Origin of the sequence: Bifidobacterium sp. ESL0763, assembly GCF_029433395.1 — a bacterium.
Classification (GTDB): Bacteria; Actinomycetota; Actinomycetes; order Actinomycetales; family Bifidobacteriaceae; genus Bifidobacterium.
The window spans coordinates 856,829-873,103 of the sequence record NZ_JAQTHW010000002.1 but is presented as its reverse complement, the minus strand read 5'-3'; the positions used below and the strand labels follow the sequence as shown (position 1 = coordinate 873,103).

Below are 16,275 nucleotides of genomic sequence, written 5' to 3'. Positions count from 1 at the left end.
ATGGCATGGTTGGGCGTTGACCTGGGCGATGCCAGGGTGGGGCTGGCGCTGAGCGACCCCGAACTGACCCTGGCGCACCCCGAAGGCAACATCGAGGCCATGGGCGATTCCTTCCGCGCCCTCGACGACGTGGTGGACTTCATCGCCGGCCACGACGTCGAACGCGTGGTGGTCGGCCTGCCGTTGCTGCTCAACGGCGAGGCCGGCAAAAGCGCCAAGAAGGCCCGTCGCTGGGCCTCCAACCTGGTCCGCAGGCTCGCCAACGCCCAGGAGGACGGACGCGAGGGACTCGACGAGATCCCCGAGGTCGAGCTCGTCGACGAACGGCTCACCACCGTCAGCGCCCACCACCAGCTGAGCCAGGCGCACGTGGGCAGCAGGAGCCATCGGCCCGTGGTCGACCAGCAGTCGGCCGTGCTGATCCTGCAATCCGCGCTCGACGGCCGGCCACGACAGAGAGAAGAGTGATGGCAAAGGACATCAACGAGCTTTTCGACACGCATGCCGAATGGGTCGACAACGAGGAGGAGCAGGGCGGTGCCGAACCGCCGGCGCCCCCACGCTCGCGCGCCGAGATTCGACAGCGCCGCGCCCTGAAGCGGCGCAAGCGCACCCTTGTCGCCATCATCGTCATCGTCGTCGTGGCCCTGTTGGGCACCTGCACGTTCTTCGGCGTGCGCACCGTGCGCCACATCCGCGCCGCGAACCGTGCGCAGGTCCAGATGCCCGATTATCCCGGCCCCGGCTACGGCGAGGTCCAGTTCACCATCAACACCGGCGAAGGCACCGAGCACATCGCCAAACGTCTCGTGCGCGCCCAGGTCGTCAAGTCAGCCACCACCTTCTCCAGCACCGTGGCGGCCAACGGCAGCACCGTCTATCCAGGCACCTACACCCTGAAGAAGCACATGGCCTGCGCCAAGGTCGTCTCCATCCTCTCCGACCAGAGCAAGGCCACCGGATTCCTCGAGGTCCGCGCCGGCGAACGCAGCTCGCAGGTCATCGCCGACGCCGCGAAACTCTCCGGCATCGACCAGTCTCAGTTCGACGCCATCGTCAACGGCGGCGGCGCGGGGATCCTGCCCGCGGAGGCCGGCGGCAAGTTCGAAGGATGGTTCGAGCCCGGATCCTACCAAGTCAAGGGCAAGAAGGACGCCGGCGCGATCCTCAAGCAGATGGTCGACAAGCGTGTCGCCAGGCTCGACGCGCTCAAGGTGCCCACCGGCGCCCAGCGCGAGCAGACGCTCATCATCGCCTCCATCGCCGAATCCGAGGTAAACCTGCCGCAGTACTACGGCAAGGTGACGCGCGTCATCCTCAACCGCATCGACCAAGGCATGGTGCTGGGCATGGACTCCACCGTCGCCTACGGCGCCAACGTGAGCCCCGGCGATCTGACCGAGGCGATGCTCGAGGACGCCTCCGACCCCTACAACACCCGCGTCAACCCGGGCCTGCCGCCCACGCCCATCAGCTCGCCGGGCACCCAGGCCATCAAGGCCGCGATGGCGCCCACGCCGGGTGACTGGCTCTACTTCGTGACCACGAACCTGCAGACCGGCGAGACGAAATTCGCCGACAACGAGGCCGATTTCGAACAGCTCAAGCAGGAATACAAGAGCTCCAACAAGGACGCCAACTGAGTCGTCGCCAGTCGGCCGTGGCCTGACGGATGCGGCTTTTCGGGTCGATCGCGGCCGTCATCGCGTCATCTTGCCATCGAGGCGTTGCCCGCCAATGGCTTGGCACTGTTTTGCCATCGTCACGCCGGACCAGTGGAGTCGGACTTGTCATGGTCTCACGCGTAGGCGGCCATGAGGCCATGGGCGATGGCGACCACCGCCGACGCCACGATGACCGGCACGAACGGCATGCCCGGCGAAGGTCTCCGACCAGATGATGCCAATGGAGCACTCTCGATTTCAAGAGGGGCGGCCCTGCCTTGAGAATCCGAAGACGTAAGGTCCGAAGATGAGGATATAGCGGCTTTCCGCATCCGTCGGTAGGCCAGCCAGACCATATACGCCACCCACAGCCCGATCCACGCCAGACCGAGCAGTCCCATCGCCAGCCACCAGCGCAGGAACGCCCCGAGGCCGAACACGCCGACGCTGTGGCCCAGCAGCCAGGTGCAGGTCACGTCGCCCATCCCCAGCGAGCCATGGGCCAGGCGTGCGGCCGCCAGCTGCAGCGAGGCGCCGGCGACGCCATAGAGCATGGGCATCAGCAGCAACGAGGGCCGTGCGGCGATGGTGGCGTGCAACGCCAGCACACCCAGCTGCGCCAGCATCGCGGCGAACACCCAACTGCGGGGCACGCGGCGGCGCGCCATGTCCTCGACGCATAGGGCGAGTCCACAGACCAGACCGGGAACCATGTCAATGTAGAGCATATCGGTAAGATAGGCGGTAACCCTGTTTTTGGACGAATCCGCGCGGAATCTTCTGGACGGATGTCGTGGACGACGAAGGAGCGAATATGTTGCGTTGGCAGACCGCCGGAGAATCACACGGCGAGGCGTTGGTGGCCATGATCGAGGGACTGCCGGCCGGCGTCGAGGTGAGCGCCCGGGACGTGGTCGACGCGTTGGCGCGCCGCCGCCTGGGCTACGGCCGTGGCTCGCGCATGAAATTCGAGCAGGACAAGGTCCGCATGCTCACCGGCGTGCGGCAGGGCCTGACGCTCGGCTCGCCCGTCGCCATCGAGATTGCCAATACCGAATGGCCCAAGTGGACCGAGGTCATGAGCGCCGAGAAGCTCGACCACGAGCTGCCGCGCACTGGCCGCAACGCGCCTCTGACCCGGCCGCGCCCGGGCCACGCCGACCTGACGGGCATGCGCAAATACGGCTTCGACGACGCCAGGGGAGTGCTGGAACGCTCGAGCGCCCGCGAGACCGCCTCGCGCGTGGCGCTGGGCGCGGTGGCCGCCCGGTTCCTGAAGCAGGCCTTCGGCATCCGCACCGTCGCCCACGTGGTGGCCCTCGGCGGCGTCGAGGCCCACGGTGCGGCCCCCACGCCTTCCGACGTCGAGTCGCTGGACGCCTCCCCGGTGCGCACGCTCGACAAGAGCGCCGAACAGGCGATGGTCGCTCGCATCGACGAGGCGAAGTCCGAGGCCGACACCCTCGGCGGAGTGGTCGAGGTGATCGCCTACGGCGTGCCCGCGGGCATCGGCACCTACGTGGAGTCCGACCGCAGGCTCGACGGCGCCCTGGCAGGCGCGGTGATGAGCATCCAGGCCATCAAGGGCGTGGAGATCGGCGACGGCTTCGAAGAGGCCAGGCGCCCCGGCTCGAAGGCCCACGACGAGATGACCACCGACGACAACGGCCACATCGTGCGTCTCTCCAACCGTGCCGGCGGCATCGAGGGCGGCATGTCCAACGGCCAGCCGATCCGCGTGCGTGCCGCCATGAAGCCGATTCCCTCCATCCCCAGGGCCCTGCGCACCGTCGACGTGGCCACCGGAGACGACGCCAAGGCCATCAACCAGCGTTCCGACAGCACCGCCGTGCCCGCCGCCTCCGTGGTGGTGGAGGCCATGGTGCGCCTCACCCTGGCCCGCCTCGCGCTCGACAAGTTCGGCGGCGACAGCGTCGAGGAGGTCCGCCGCAACGTGCAGGGCTACCTCGCCTCCTGGCCCGAGCACATGCGCTGAGTCCTCCTTTGGGTCTTCGTGGCCGTCCGGACGGAAACGGACGGCCACGGGCTAAACTAGACAACCGTAAGCAAAATCACGAGAAGGTGCGGGCAGTATGAACGAACATCGTCCCTTCGCCGTCGTCATCGGCATGCCGGGCGCGGGCAAGACCCGGGTGGGCCGCGAGGCCGCGAGAATGCTCGGCATGGGCTTCGCAGACTCCGACCAGCGCATCGAGCGCGAGACCGGAATGCCGATTCCCGAATACTTCGAACGCCACGGGGAACGCGCTTTCCGCAAGGTCGAGGCCGACGTCATCGACCACCTGCTCCATTCCTTCGACGGGCTGCTCGCCCTGGGCGGCGGCGCCCCGATGACTCCGTCCACACGCCGTGAGCTCGAGGAATACGCCGAGGCCGGCGGCAGGGTCGTCTATCTCGAGGCCGACCGGCGCGAGGCCATGGAACGCGCCTCGCGTTCCGGCGGCCGCCCGATGCTCGACGGCGACGCCGAGCGGCGCTGGATGTCCCTGTTCGAGCAGCGCGACCCTGTCTTCCGCGCCGTCGCCAACATGCATGTGCACACCCACGGTTCCACACCACGCAATGCGGCGAGAAAGCTGAGCAATATGATCGACGAACGCATCATCCACATCACCGGTTCCGGCATCGAGCCCTACGACGTGTGCATAGGCGAGGGGGCGCTCAACCAGCTGCCCGACGCGCTGGGCGAGGGCGTGCTGCGCGTCGCCCTGATCCACACCCAGCCGGTGCAGCGCCACAGCGACCAGGCCCGCGCCCTGCTGCGCCAGGCCGGCTACGACGTCTACGACATGCTCATTTCCGACGCCGAGCAGGGCAAGACCATCGACGTGGCCAAGACCATCTGGAAGCGGCTCGGAGAGATCGGCTTCACCCGTTCCGACGCCATCGTCGGCCTCGGCGGGGGAGCGGCCACCGACCTCGCCGGCTTCATCGCCGCCACCTGGATGCGCGGCATCCGCTACGTCAACTGCCCCACCTCGCTGCTGGCCATGGTCGACGCCTCCACCGGCGGCAAGACCGGCATCAACACCGACGAGGGCAAGAACCTCGTCGGCTCCTTCTACACACCCGCGGCGGTGCTCGCCGACCTGCGCACGTTCAACACGCTGCCGCGCGACATCTTCATCGAGGGGCTGGGCGAGGTGGCCAAGTCCGGCTTCATCCGCGACACCACGATCCTCGACATCCTCCAGCAGCACGCCGACGAGCTGAGGCATTTCGACGGCGACGACTTCCTGGGCACGCCGCTTGAGGACGTGGTCGCCGAGCTCATCGAACGCACGGTGCGTGTCAAGGCCTACCACGTCTCCCAGGACCTCAAGGAGGCCGGCCTGCGCGAGTTCCTCAACTACGGGCACACCCTGGCCCACGCCATCGAGAAGATCGAGCGTTTCCGCTGGAGGCACGGCAACGCGGTGGCCGTCGGATGCGTCTACGCCGCTGAGCTCGCCGAAATCCTCGGCCACATCGACCGTAAGACCGTCGAGCTGCACCGCACGGTCTTCTCCTCGCTCGGCCTGCCGATCTCGTGGAGCGGCGGGAACTGGGACGACGTGCTCGCCCTGATGCACAAGGACAAGAAGGCCCGTGGCAACACCCTGCGCTTCGTCATCCTCGACGCGCTCGGCCATCCCGCCCACCTCGAGGACCCGCCCCAGGACGCGCTCGTCGAGGCGTTCAGGCGCATCCGCGGCTGAGGACCGCGCCACCAAAGCTCGCACAAAAGGGTGGATGGATTCCAGGCAACGGCCGGATTCCGGCGTTTCCCGAATCCCGTCCATCGCAAAGTGCGGGTGCGATATGCGATAAGTTTTCCAACCAACCATGAAGGGACAGCATATGACCAAGGTAATCGTCGTCAACGGACCCAACCTCGGGCGCCTGGGAGTGCGCGAGCCCGACATCTACGGCCGCCAGGACCTTGAGACCCTGCGCGAGGATTGCGCGCGGTGGGGCAAGGCGCTCGGCCTCGAGACCGAGGTGCGCCAGTCCGACGACGAGGCCGAGGTCATCGGCTGGATGCACCGCGCCGTCGACGAGGGGACCCCGGTGGTGATGAACCCCGCCGCCTTCACCCACTACAGCTACGGTCTCTCCGACGCCGCCAAGATGGTCACCGACGCCGGCCTGCCCCTGATGGAGGTGCACATCTCCAACCCCTCCGCCCGCGACGCCTTCCGCAAGTACAGCGTCATCAGTCCAGTGGCCACCGGCACTATCACCGGCATGGGCTTCTACGGCTACAAGCTCGCCCTCGACGCCGTCGCCCACCTGCTCGCCGACCGGACGTAAGCCTGATGATGTTGGATTATTGACTATTAGCGTTCTATGTGGCCATAATCCAATAATGATGTTGGATTATGGCCTCACACCTCTGCTTAGAGGTATTATTCTTCTAATAATGTTGGTATATTGCCTTTAGCGACGTGTATCTGGTTATATCCTAACAATAACGTTTGGCCAGTGTGCGCAGGCGGTATTCATCGACACCTTGGTATTCCCGCGGCAACCAGCTTGCCGGCCAATCGTGCGGGCCGGAGTAGATCCTCATACTGAAAGCGGATAATGTCGTCCACGCCCTGTCGTTTGAGATCCTCTTCACGCCTGAGTTGCTGGTGCACCTTTGCTTCGATATAGGTTCGTCCGCCCGCTGATTGCATCACATACTTTTGCATGCCGTCGTATTCTCCCACAATGCAACGGTTGTCGGGCAGGCGCCATGCGAAATCGACGCGATAGGGCTGGCGCGATGGATCCGAGTTGGGGAACGGTACCTGCAATCGGGGAACTATGAAACCCAATTCGATCATGGTTGCCCGTGCCAACGATTCTCCGCTGTTCTCGCTCAGGGGATTCATCTCGTCGATCAGGCGGTTGATGTCCGTTTTGTCGCAACGCATCGTTCTGCAGGCTTCGAGTATCGCCGTTTTGCCGGTACCTTTTCGACTTGCGGAATCGAAAAGCGCGAGCGCGTCGCGAAACGGCAGTCGTCTGGCGAGTACCACGAGGGTTTGCGGGATATCCGTGACGTTGATCATCTCCACGCTTTCGATATGGGGATGATGCAGGTAGACCCGTTCGAGCCTCGCATGGTTATGCGCCCCCTGACCGGTGTCGGTGGCGATGTGGATGTGGTGCAAACGATGGAGCGCATAGCTGTGGTCGAGACCATGGACGCTGGCAGCGGATAATCCGGTGAAGATCCAGTTTGGATGCAATTGCGCGAGCGCCCTGATGGTGGCGAGGTCCTGCTCGATCGGATTGAGCGAGTTCCAGAACGATTCGCGGACGAAGACGCAGGGATATGGTGAAAGCAGTTCGCCGCATTTATAGCGTCGGTGCAGCGCGCGGTACTCGGGGCTTGCGCCACATGCAAGGCAGCTATGTGCGCATTGGGCCCGGTCAAGCATGGTCTCGATGTGTTTGTTGTGTCTCATAAAAGCGAAGATATGGGGAGCGGCCCAGACGGCGCAAGCTGGTGCGACGACTGTGGTCGAACGGTTTTAGTTATCCACATTCTGGCGTGTCGTATGTTGGCCGGTTGGCGTCACGGTTGGCCTGATCATGCGTTTGATGGTTGGCTGTGGATGCGGCTGACGTTGCGATGATGTTGGATTATTGACGGTTATGAAACGTGGAAGGCATTGTTTTTACGACAATGTTGGAACAATAACGATTATTGTCTCTGCGCGTCATTAATTTGACGAAACCGTTGGAATATGGACGGTCAGAGGCTTTCTGCGGTACCAATTTTGCGATACCGTTGGAATGCGACCGCGTTGAAGCGAGGTCGGGCTATTCGCAGCCCGTCATGGAGGGGCTTACGGACACGCCGCGTCAATAGGCGCTGATAGACTGAAGTTCCATGGTCAAAGATACAAAAGATAGTTCCCATGGGCATGTCACCAAGCACATTTTCGTCACCGGTGGCGTCGTTTCATCCCTCGGCAAGGGCCTGACAGCATCCTCTCTCGGTCGTCTCCTGCGCAGCCGTGGCCTGCGCGTCCTGCAGCAGAAGCTCGATCCCTACATCAACGTGGACCCGGGCACGATGAACCCGTTCCAGCACGGTGAGGTCTACGTCACCGAGGACGGCGCGGAGCCCGATCTCGACATCGGCCACTACGAGCGCTTCCTCGACGTCTTCCTTTCCCAGAAGGCCAACGTCACCACCGGCCAGATCTACCAGTCCGTGCTCGACAAGGAGCGCGCCGGCAAGTACCTCGGCCAGTGCGTCCAGGTCATCCCGCACATCACCAACGAGATCAAGAGCCGCATGCGCGCCCAGGCCGCGGACGACGTCGACGTGATCATCACCGAGATCGGCGGCACCGTCGGCGACATCGAGTCGCAGCCCTTCCTCGAGGCTGCGCGTGAGGTCAAGCGCGAACTCGGCCCTCACAACTGCATGTTCGTGCACGTCTCCCTGGTGCCCTACCTGCCGGCGGCCCACGAGCTGAAGACCAAGCCGACCCAGCACTCCGTGATGACCCTGCGTCAGCTGGGCATCACCCCCGATGCGCTCGTGCTGCGCAGCGACCGCCCCCTGAACCAGTCCATCAAGGACAAGATCTCCCTGATGTGCGACGTCGACGAGAACGGCGTGGTCAACTGCGTGGACGCCCCGAGCATCTACGACGTGCCGAAGATCCTGCACAACGAGGGCCTCGACGCCTACGTCTGCAAGACCCTCGAGGTCCAGGTCCACGACGTCGACTGGGCCGAGTGGGACGACCTGCTGGAGCGGGTGCACCACCCCAAGCAGGAGGTCAACATCGCCATCGTCGGCAAGTACATCGATTTGCCCGACGCCTACCTCTCCGTCATCGAGGCCGTCAAGGCCGGCGGTTTCGGCAACTACGCCAAGGCGAACGTCAAGCTCGTCGCGGCCGACCTGTGCGAGAGCGAGGCCGGAGCCGACACCGAGCTGCGTGACATGGATGGCATCATCATTCCCGGCGGCTTCGGCATCCGCGGCATCGAGGGCAAGGTCGGCGCGCTGCGCTATGCCCGCGAGCACAAGCTGCCCGCGCTGGGCCTGTGCCTCGGCCTGCAGTGCATGGTCATCGAGTACGCCCGCGACGTCCTCGAGCTCGAGGACGCGGACTCCTCCGAGTTCGAGCCCGGCTGCAAGAACCCGGTGATCGCCACGATGGAGGAGCAGAAGGACATCCTGGCCAATTCCGACATGGGCCACACGATGCGCCTGGGCTCCTACCCGGCCAAGCTCAAGGAAGGCTCGCTGGTCGCCTCGCTCTACGGCACCACCGACGTCACCGAGCGCCACCGCCACCGCTACGAGGTCAACGTGGCCTACAAGAAGCCGCTGCAGGAGGCCGGCCTCGAGATCTCGGGCCAGAGCCCGGACGGCGAGCTCACCGAGTTCGTCGAGCTGCCCCAGGACGTGCACCCCTTCTACGTGGGCACGCAGGCGCACCCCGAGTTCAAGTCCCGTCCGACCAAGCCGCACCCGCTCTTCCAGGGGCTGGTGAAGGCCGCGCTCGACCATCAGGAGGCGCGCAAGTCCGGCGAGCAGTCGCAGGGCTGAGCCTTTCACGATTGAGCCCGTCGCCGACCAGGGCGTGACGGGCCGGCGAGCAGGGGATTCCGTTTCGGCGGGGTCCCCTGCTCTCGTAATAGGGCCGTGGCAGCGCAAACGAATGTAATGTGAACTAAATCACTTTCGCCATCGCTGGCGTTTCGGCCTCGAACCCTAGTAATCAGGCTTCGATTCTGTTAGGTTGGTAGGTGAGTCAGTCTAGATATGGGAGGCAGCGTACGGTGACACAACAACCAACGCCAAGCGCCGCGTCGGACACGGAGATGAGCCAGTATGTGGCCGATCGCGAACGTGTCAACGAGGACAAGATAAAACAGGATGACGAGATCATCGACCAGTTCGGCGACTACAGCTACGGATGGCATGATTCCGACGCCGCCGGCGAGGCCGCGAAGAAGGGCATCGACGAGAACGTCGTGCGCGAGATCTCGGCCGACAAGGGCGAGCCCGAATGGATGCTCGAGATGAGGCTCAAGGGCTACCGCGCCTTTGTCGACAAGCCCATGCCCAAGTGGGGCGTGGACCTCTCCGACTTCGACGCCGACGACTTCAAGTACTACGTCAAGCCGATCGACAAGCCCGCCAAGAGCTGGGACGATCTGCCCACCGACATCCGCACCACCTACGACAAGCTGGGCATCCCGGACGCCGAGAAGAAGCGTCTGGTCTCCGGCGTCGCGGCGCAGTACGAGTCCGAGGTCATCTACAACTCCATCCAGGAGGACCTGAAGAAGCAGGGCGTGATCTTCACCGACACCGACACCGCGCTTCGCGAGTACCCTGACATCGTCAAGAAGTACTTCGCCACGGTCATCCCCTTCGACGACAACAAGTTCGCGGCGTTGAACACCGCGGCGTGGTCTGGCGGCTCGTTCGTCTACGTTCCGAAGGGCGTCCACGTCGACATCCCGCTGCAGGCATACTTCCGCATCAACACGCCGAACATGGGTCAGTTCGAGCGCACGCTGATCATCGCGGAGGAGGGCTCCTACGTCCACTACGTCGAGGGCTGCACCGCGCCGATCTACGCGACCGACTCGCTGCACGCCGCCAACGTGGAGATCATCGTCGGCAAGAACGCGCGCGTGCGCTACACCACCGTGCAGAACTGGTCGAACAACGTCTACAACCTGGTCACCCAGCGCGCCTACGTCAAGGAGGGCGGCACCATGGAATGGGTCGACGGCAACATCGGCTCCAAGGCCAGCATGAAGTACCCCTCGTGCATTCTCGCCGAGCCGTACGCCAAGGCCTCCACCATGTCGCTGAGCTTCGCCGGCAAGGGCCAGTACCAGGACACGGGCGCCAAGATGATCCATCTGGCCCCGCACACCAGCTCCACCATCGTCGCCAAGTCGATCTCGCGCGGCGGCGGACGCTGCGCCTACCGCGGCCTGGTCAAGGTCATCGACGGCGCCAAGGACTCGAGCTCCTCGGTGGTCTGCGACACGCTGCTGGTCGACGACTACTCGCGTTCCGACACCTATCCGCACGTCGACATCCGCGAGGACGACGTGACGATGGCGCACGAGGCGACCGTCTCGAAGGTCTCCGAGGACCAGCTCTTCTACCTGATGAGCCGCGGGCTCGAGGAGAAGGAGGCCATGGGCATGATCGTGCGCGGCTTCGTCGAGCCGATCAGCCGCGAGCTTCCCATGGAATACGCGTTGGAGCTCAACAGGCTTGTCGAGCTGCAGATGGAAGGATCGGTGGGCTGAGCGATGGCCGAACAAGAAGTGAATATCCCAGTGGCGGATCCCAACGATCCCTACGCGATGCCGGCGGCCATGCCGTCCAGCGCCGACAACCAGACGCGCTCGTTCGAGGTCGACGACTTCAAGGTGCCGACCCGCAAGCAGGAGGACTGGCGCTACACGCCGCTCGAGCGCATCAGCGAGTTCTTCGACGTCTTCGAGCCCAGCGGCGAGACCAAGGTCACCGTCAGCAACATCGACGGCACGCCCGTCGACGCCTCCCAGGTCGTAAGGAGCGTCGTCGAGCGCGGAGAGGCTCCCTCCGGCACGGTGATGAAGCCCAACGACCGCGTCTCGGCCGTGGAGTGGAACAGCGGCGGCAAGTCCGTCGTGGTCTCCGTCTCCGGCGAGCTCAGCCAGCCCGTCCTGGTCGACGTCGAGGGCCATGGCGCCGACCTTGACTCCCTGCATCTGGTGCTCCAGGTCGCCGATAGGACGCATGGCGACATCGTGGTGCGCCACCAGGGCCTGGCCCGGCTCGCCGAGGGCGTGGAGATCGTCGTCGGGCGCGACGCCCACGTCTCCACCACCTTCGTGCAGGAATGGGACAGGGCCTCCAAGCATGTCGGCAACCAGCGCATCCACGTCGGCGAGGGCTCGTCCCTGCGCCACGCGGTGGTCACGCTGGGCGGCGACATCGTGCGCCTGCGCATGGACCAGGACTTCGGCGGCCCCCAGAGCGAGCTCAACATGCTCGGCATCTACTTCGCCGAGGCCGGCCAGCACCTGGAGCACCGCACGATGGTGGTGCACAACTTTGCCGACTGCAAGTCCCGCGTGGTCTACAAGGGCGCGCTCGACGGCAAGGACGCGCATTCGACGTGGGTCGGCAACGCGCTGATCCAGCCGACCGCGCCCAACACCGACTCCTACGAGCTCAACCGCAATCTGGTGCTCACGCCCGGGCCGGTGGCCGATTCGGAGCCGAACCTGGAGATCGAGAACGGCAACATCATCGGCGCGGGCCACGCCAGCTCCGTGGGCCACTTCGACGACGAGGAGCTCTTCTACCTGCAGTCGCGCGGCATCACGGAATCCGACGCGCGCAAGCTCGTGGTCCGTGGCTTCTTCGCCGACCTCATCGAACAGATCGGCGTGCCCAGCATCGCCGAACATCTCATGAATGTAATCGACCGCAGGCTCGCGCGCGGTGAAAGCGCGGACATGCAAGCGGTATTGGAGGATAAGTAAATGTCAACATTGGAAATCAAGGATCTCTACGCATCGGTGGAGACCAAGGAAGGCCGCAAGCAGATCCTGAAGGGCGCCACGCTCACCGTCAAGTCCGGTGAGACCCACGCCATCATGGGCCCCAACGGAAGCGGCAAGTCCACCCTGGCCTACACGCTGGCCGGCCACCCGAAGTACTTCGTCGACTCCGGCCAGGCCCTGCTCGACGGCGAGGACATCCTCAAGATGACCGCCGACGAGCGTGCCAAGGCGGGCCTGTTCCTGGCCATGCAGTACCCGGTGGAGGTGCCCGGCGTCTCCATGACCAACTTCCTGCGCACTGCCAAGACGGAGGTAGATGGCAAGGCCCCGGCCATCCGCACCTGGACCAAGGACCTGCAGGACGCGATGAAGAACCTGCGCATGGATAAGAAGTTCGCCTCTCGTTCCGTCAACGAGGGCTTCTCCGGCGGCGAGAAGAAGCGCGCCGAGGTGCTGCAGCTGGAGCTCTTGAAGCCGAAGTTCGCCATCATGGACGAGACCGATTCCGGCCTCGACGTTGACGCGCTGCGCATCGTCTCCGAGGGCGTGAACCGCGCCAAGGCCAACACCGGCCTGGGCATCATGCTCATCACCCACTACACCCGCATCCTCAAGTACATCAAGCCGGACATCGTGCACGTCTTCGCAGGCGGCAAGTTCGTCAAGACCGGCGGGCCGGAGCTGGCCGATGAGCTGGAGGAGACCGGGTACGATCAGTACCTGCCGGAAGGGGCCACCGAGTCCGCGATGGCGTGACGGTCTCTGATCTGACCGGTCGGTTTTGGCTGACTTTTTGCGATCGGCTCGCTTTGGGCGGTTGGTCGCGGGTTGGGGAAAATATACAATGCTTCGGCACCCTCAAGGCCGGTAGGCCAAGCTTTATGCCTCAGCATCGTATATTTTCCCCAACCCACTTATGTAACGTACACGGTCAGGGTTTGTGTTGAGGGCTTTGGCGGATTCCGATACTTCGAGTATCGGAATCCGCGCTCCGCTCTCTTTAGTTGCGGTTCCAGCTTCGGCGCGTTTGGTTGTTGCTGGGATTACGATTGAGTTGGATTTGGCTGAGTGGTGGAGATCGGGATATGCCGTTCTCGACCGTATGACTTGGCCGAGCGGCCCGGAGCGTGTCGAGAATGGCATATCCCGATCTCCGGCACGTCGGTCCGGGTGTTGTATGGATGTTAAGAAGAGGGAAGAAGGAAAGATGACTGACTTCCTTGAGATTCGCAAGCAGTTTCCCATTTTGGATCAGGAGGTGCATGGGCACCGGCTCGTGTACTTCGACTCTTCGGCCACGGCGCAGAAGCCGCAGTGCGTGATCGACGCCGAGAGCGAGTTCTACGAGACCATCAACGCCGGCGTGCACCGCGGGGCCCATGAGCTCGCCTCACGCAGCACCGTCGCCTTCGAACAGGCCCGCGCCAAGGTCGCCAAGCTCGTCGGCGCCGGCTATGAGGAGGGCGGAGAGGAGGTCGTCGTCACCGCCGGGGCCACCGCGGGGCTCAACCTGCTGGCCACCGCCATCGGCAACGCCTCGCTGGGACGCGGGGGAGAGGCCGCCAAGCGCTTTGCCGTTGGTCCCGGCGATGAGATCGTGGTCTCCAAGGCCGAGCACCATTCGGTGCTGCTGCCCTTCCAGGAGCTGGCCCTGCGTACCGGAGCGACCCTGAAGTGGTTCGACCTCACCGACGACGGGCGCGTGCGCTCCGACACCGCCAACGAGGTCATCACCGAGCGCACCAAGGTCGTGGCGGTCACCCACATCAGCAACGTCACCGGCGCCATCACCGACATCGCACCCATCGTCAAGCGCGCGCACGAGGTCGGCGCCATCTTCATCCTCGACGCCTGCCAGTCCGTGCCGCACCTGAAGATCGACTTCCACGCCATGGACGTGGACTTCGCCGCATGGAGCGCCCACAAGATGTACGGGCCCACCGGCGTCGGCTTCCTCTATGGCAAGCGCGAGCTGCTCGAGGCGCTACCGCCGGCCAGCTTCGGCGGGTCGATGGTCGAGCTCGCCTGGATGGATAAGCCGGCGCAGTACATGGCGCCGCCGGAGCGTTTCGAGGCTGGCACCCAGCCGGTCGCCCAAGTCGTGGCCGCGGGCGTGGCCGCCGACTGGATGCGAGGCATCGGCATGGAGAACCTCATGGCCCACGAGCGCACCATCACCGACGAGCTGCTGAAGATCGGCGAGGTTCCCGGGTTCAGGATCATCGGCCCCGCCGACGCCAAGGATCGCGTCGGCACCGTCTCCTTCGACGTCGACGGCGTGCATCCGCACGATGTCGGCCAGTTCTTCGACGCGCAGGGCATCGCCGTGCGCGTGGGCCACCATTGCGCCCAGCCGGTGCACCGCCACTTCGGGCTCTTCGCCTCCACGCGCGCCTCCACCGGCATCTACAACACCGTCGACGAGGCGAAGCAGGTCGTCGACGTGGCAGCAAAAGTCCGTCCGTTCTTTGAGGTGTGAGCATGAGTGATTTCGGTATGAGTGACGATGACCTCCAGCAGATGTACCAGGAGGTCATCCTCGATGCCTCCAAGCATCCGCACGGCAAGGAAAGCTTCGCCGTGGACGTGACGCAGGAGGAGGGCGGTGCCAGCGGCGACACCACCGTGCGTGCCAGCCACGAGTACTGCACGCCGGGGGAGTCGCACCAGTTCAACCCGACCTGCGGCGACCAGGTGACCGTCCACGTCGAGGTCTCCGACAAGGAGCCGCGCAGGATCGAGCGCCTGGTGTGGGACGGCAGCGGCTGCTCCATCTCCACGGCCAGCCTGTCGATGATGGTCGACCTGGTGGACGGCAAGAGCGTCGACGAGGCCATGCGCCTCGAATCGATCTTCCAGAAGCTGATGAAGTCGCGCGGCGCCGGGCTCGACGACGACACGGACGCCGAGGCCATCGGCGACGCCGTCGTCTTCCAAGGCGTCTCCAAGTACCCGATGCGCATCAAGTGCGCGCTACTGGGCTGGGCCGGCCTCAAGGACTCGCTGGCCAAGGCGCTGGCGGCGGACAAGGGCTGAGGGCGTGGCTGTTCCGATGTCGAACACTGTTGGAATATGTTCGTCAGATGAGCTTGATTGGATATATTTTCCCGATGGTGTTGGAATATGTACGTCAGACAGTGGCAAACGGCCGTATCCATATGATGCCGTGGGAATGATGGCAGCAAGGCAATGACGGTGATCAGCAGTATGATGACGTCAACACAAAGGAAAGAACATGACGGACAACGACAATCTCGTACCCGCCCCGGCCTCGTCGGTGCTCGACTCCGCCGCCAAGGCGCTGGGCAGCGAGGAGAAAGGCAGGCAGGCCATGGCCAATCCACAAGCCGTCGGCGATCTGAATGACGACGAAACGACCGGCCAGGACGCCACCACGGCCGCAGGCGGCAAGGCCGGCGATCCGCAGGGCGAGATCCCGCTGACGGCAATCGACGACATCGGGCGTGCCACGGCCGCCGACGTGCGCGAGGCCCTGCACCAGGTCATCGACCCGGAGCTCGGCATCGACGTGGTCGACCTGGGCCTGGTCTACGGCATCGAGATCGACGAGAAGGGCCGTGCCATCATCACGATGACGCTGACCACGCCGGCCTGCCCGCTCACCGACCTCATCGAGGACGAATGCGCCTCCACCCTGGCCGGATTGGTCGAGGAGTTCCGCATTGACTGGACCTGGAAGCCGCGCTGGACGCTCGACATGATCCGCCCGGAAGGCCGTGAGCAGCTCGAGGCCATCGGCTTCAACTTCGACAACATGCCCAAGTACTGACAGTCATATATGTGAGTGATGCCGTTGCCTGTCAGCGTTTTGTAGCTGTCAACTGATTATCGGCTACAAAACGCTGACAGGCAACGATTTTGTCATGGGTTTGTAGCTTCTTGCCGCGTGTTGGCTACAAACCGATGGCTGGAAGCGGCTTAGCCATCTATTTGAAGCTTTTGCCTTGAGCGATGCCGCAAACCCATGGTGAATCTTCTGTGTCGTGGTAGGCCAAGTCGTCGTCCACCAACTGGCAACCGTCACGTCGATCGACCACGCTTG

The 16,275-nt window shown here is 64.2% G+C and carries 14 protein-coding genes; 12 read left to right on the top strand and 2 right to left on the bottom strand.

Annotation, left to right across the window (positions count from 1 at the left end):
* Both ruvX and mltG read left to right on the top strand, forming a co-directional pair.
* Window positions 1-468, top strand: a complete 468-nt coding sequence (gene ruvX, locus PT282_RS04445; protein ID WP_277168349.1) for a Holliday junction resolvase RuvX — start codon at window positions 1-3, stop codon at window positions 466-468.
* The gene (mltG, locus tag PT282_RS04440; protein WP_277168348.1) at window positions 468-1,643 is read left to right on the top strand and encodes an endolytic transglycosylase MltG; all 1,176 of its coding nucleotides are present in this window, start codon (window positions 468-470) and stop codon (window positions 1,641-1,643) included. Before ruvX ends, mltG begins: the two co-directional genes overlap by 1 nt.
* A gap of 155 nt (window positions 1,644-1,798) precedes the next feature.
* On the opposite strand, the gene PT282_RS04435 is transcribed toward mltG, so the two are convergent.
* Window positions 1,799-2,392, bottom strand: coding sequence for a hypothetical protein (locus PT282_RS04435; RefSeq protein WP_277168347.1), 594 nt, complete (start codon window positions 2,390-2,392; stop codon window positions 1,799-1,801).
* 86 nt (window positions 2,393-2,478) lie between these two features.
* Between PT282_RS04435 and aroC the strand changes: the two genes are divergently transcribed.
* From aroC to PT282_RS04420, 3 genes are all read left to right on the top strand, one after another.
* On the top strand, window positions 2,479-3,660 hold the full coding sequence (gene aroC, locus PT282_RS04430; RefSeq protein ID WP_277168346.1) for a chorismate synthase: 1,182 nt from the start codon (window positions 2,479-2,481) through the stop codon (window positions 3,658-3,660).
* Window positions 3,661-3,757: 97 nt separating this feature from the next.
* Window positions 3,758-5,383: a bifunctional shikimate kinase/3-dehydroquinate synthase gene (locus PT282_RS04425; RefSeq protein WP_277168345.1), complete on the top strand. Its 1,626-nt coding sequence runs from the start codon at window positions 3,758-3,760 to the stop codon at window positions 5,381-5,383.
* 142 nt (window positions 5,384-5,525) lie between these two features.
* A complete protein-coding gene (locus tag PT282_RS04420; RefSeq protein WP_277168344.1) occupies window positions 5,526-5,978 on the top strand; it encodes a type II 3-dehydroquinate dehydratase in 453 nt (150 codons plus the stop codon).
* A gap of 188 nt (window positions 5,979-6,166) precedes the next feature.
* On the opposite strand, the gene PT282_RS04415 is transcribed toward PT282_RS04420, so the two are convergent.
* The gene (locus PT282_RS04415; protein WP_277168343.1) at window positions 6,167-7,123 is read right to left on the bottom strand and encodes a hypothetical protein; all 957 of its coding nucleotides are present in this window, start codon (window positions 7,121-7,123) and stop codon (window positions 6,167-6,169) included.
* 428 nt (window positions 7,124-7,551) lie between these two features.
* Between PT282_RS04415 and PT282_RS04410 the strand changes: the two genes are divergently transcribed.
* The 7 genes from PT282_RS04410 (at window position 7,552) to PT282_RS04380 (ending at window position 16,002) form a co-directional block, all read left to right on the top strand.
* A complete protein-coding gene (locus PT282_RS04410; RefSeq protein WP_277168342.1) occupies window positions 7,552-9,234 on the top strand; it encodes a CTP synthase in 1,683 nt (560 codons plus the stop codon).
* 275 nt (window positions 9,235-9,509) lie between these two features.
* Entirely contained in the window at window positions 9,510-10,964 is a 1,455-nt protein-coding gene (sufB, locus tag PT282_RS04405) for a Fe-S cluster assembly protein SufB (protein WP_277168940.1), read from the top strand.
* Window positions 10,965-10,967: 3 nt separating this feature from the next.
* Entirely contained in the window at window positions 10,968-12,191 is a 1,224-nt protein-coding gene (gene sufD, locus PT282_RS04400) for a Fe-S cluster assembly protein SufD (RefSeq protein WP_277168341.1), read from the top strand.
* Window positions 12,192-12,968: a Fe-S cluster assembly ATPase SufC gene (sufC, locus tag PT282_RS04395; RefSeq protein WP_277168340.1), complete on the top strand. Its 777-nt coding sequence runs from the start codon at window positions 12,192-12,194 to the stop codon at window positions 12,966-12,968.
* A 451-nt stretch (window positions 12,969-13,419) separates the two neighbouring features.
* The gene (locus PT282_RS04390) at window positions 13,420-14,691 is read left to right on the top strand and encodes a SufS family cysteine desulfurase (RefSeq protein ID WP_277168339.1); all 1,272 of its coding nucleotides are present in this window, start codon (window positions 13,420-13,422) and stop codon (window positions 14,689-14,691) included.
* Window positions 14,692-14,693: 2 nt separating this feature from the next.
* Window positions 14,694-15,248: a Fe-S cluster assembly sulfur transfer protein SufU gene (gene sufU, locus PT282_RS04385; RefSeq protein WP_277168338.1), complete on the top strand. Its 555-nt coding sequence runs from the start codon at window positions 14,694-14,696 to the stop codon at window positions 15,246-15,248.
* A gap of 199 nt (window positions 15,249-15,447) precedes the next feature.
* Window positions 15,448-16,002 (top strand): metal-sulfur cluster assembly factor, encoded by a 555-nt coding sequence (locus PT282_RS04380; protein ID WP_277168337.1) that lies wholly within the window; start codon window positions 15,448-15,450, stop codon window positions 16,000-16,002.
* The last annotated feature ends 273 nt before the right edge of the window (window positions 16,003-16,275 follow it).

Coding starts and splice junctions, on each gene's coding strand:
- ruvX (WP_277168349.1), top strand. CDS start 1: ATGGCATGGTTGGGCGTTGACCTGGGCGATGCCAGGGTGGGGCTGGCG.
- mltG (WP_277168348.1), top strand. CDS start 468: ATGGCAAAGGACATCAACGAGCTTTTCGACACGCATGCCGAATGGGTC.
- PT282_RS04435 (WP_277168347.1), bottom strand. CDS start 2,392: ATGCTCTACATTGACATGGTTCCCGGTCTGGTCTGTGGACTCGCCCTA.
- aroC (WP_277168346.1), top strand. CDS start 2,479: ATGTTGCGTTGGCAGACCGCCGGAGAATCACACGGCGAGGCGTTGGTG.
- PT282_RS04425 (WP_277168345.1), top strand. CDS start 3,758: ATGAACGAACATCGTCCCTTCGCCGTCGTCATCGGCATGCCGGGCGCG.
- PT282_RS04420 (WP_277168344.1), top strand. CDS start 5,526: ATGACCAAGGTAATCGTCGTCAACGGACCCAACCTCGGGCGCCTGGGA.
- PT282_RS04415 (WP_277168343.1), bottom strand. CDS start 7,123: ATGAGACACAACAAACACATCGAGACCATGCTTGACCGGGCCCAATGC.
- PT282_RS04410 (WP_277168342.1), top strand. CDS start 7,552: ATGGTCAAAGATACAAAAGATAGTTCCCATGGGCATGTCACCAAGCAC.
- sufB (WP_277168940.1), top strand. CDS start 9,510: ATGAGCCAGTATGTGGCCGATCGCGAACGTGTCAACGAGGACAAGATA.
- sufD (WP_277168341.1), top strand. CDS start 10,968: ATGGCCGAACAAGAAGTGAATATCCCAGTGGCGGATCCCAACGATCCC.
- sufC (WP_277168340.1), top strand. CDS start 12,192: ATGTCAACATTGGAAATCAAGGATCTCTACGCATCGGTGGAGACCAAG.
- PT282_RS04390 (WP_277168339.1), top strand. CDS start 13,420: ATGACTGACTTCCTTGAGATTCGCAAGCAGTTTCCCATTTTGGATCAG.
- sufU (WP_277168338.1), top strand. CDS start 14,694: ATGAGTGATTTCGGTATGAGTGACGATGACCTCCAGCAGATGTACCAG.
- PT282_RS04380 (WP_277168337.1), top strand. CDS start 15,448: ATGACGGACAACGACAATCTCGTACCCGCCCCGGCCTCGTCGGTGCTC.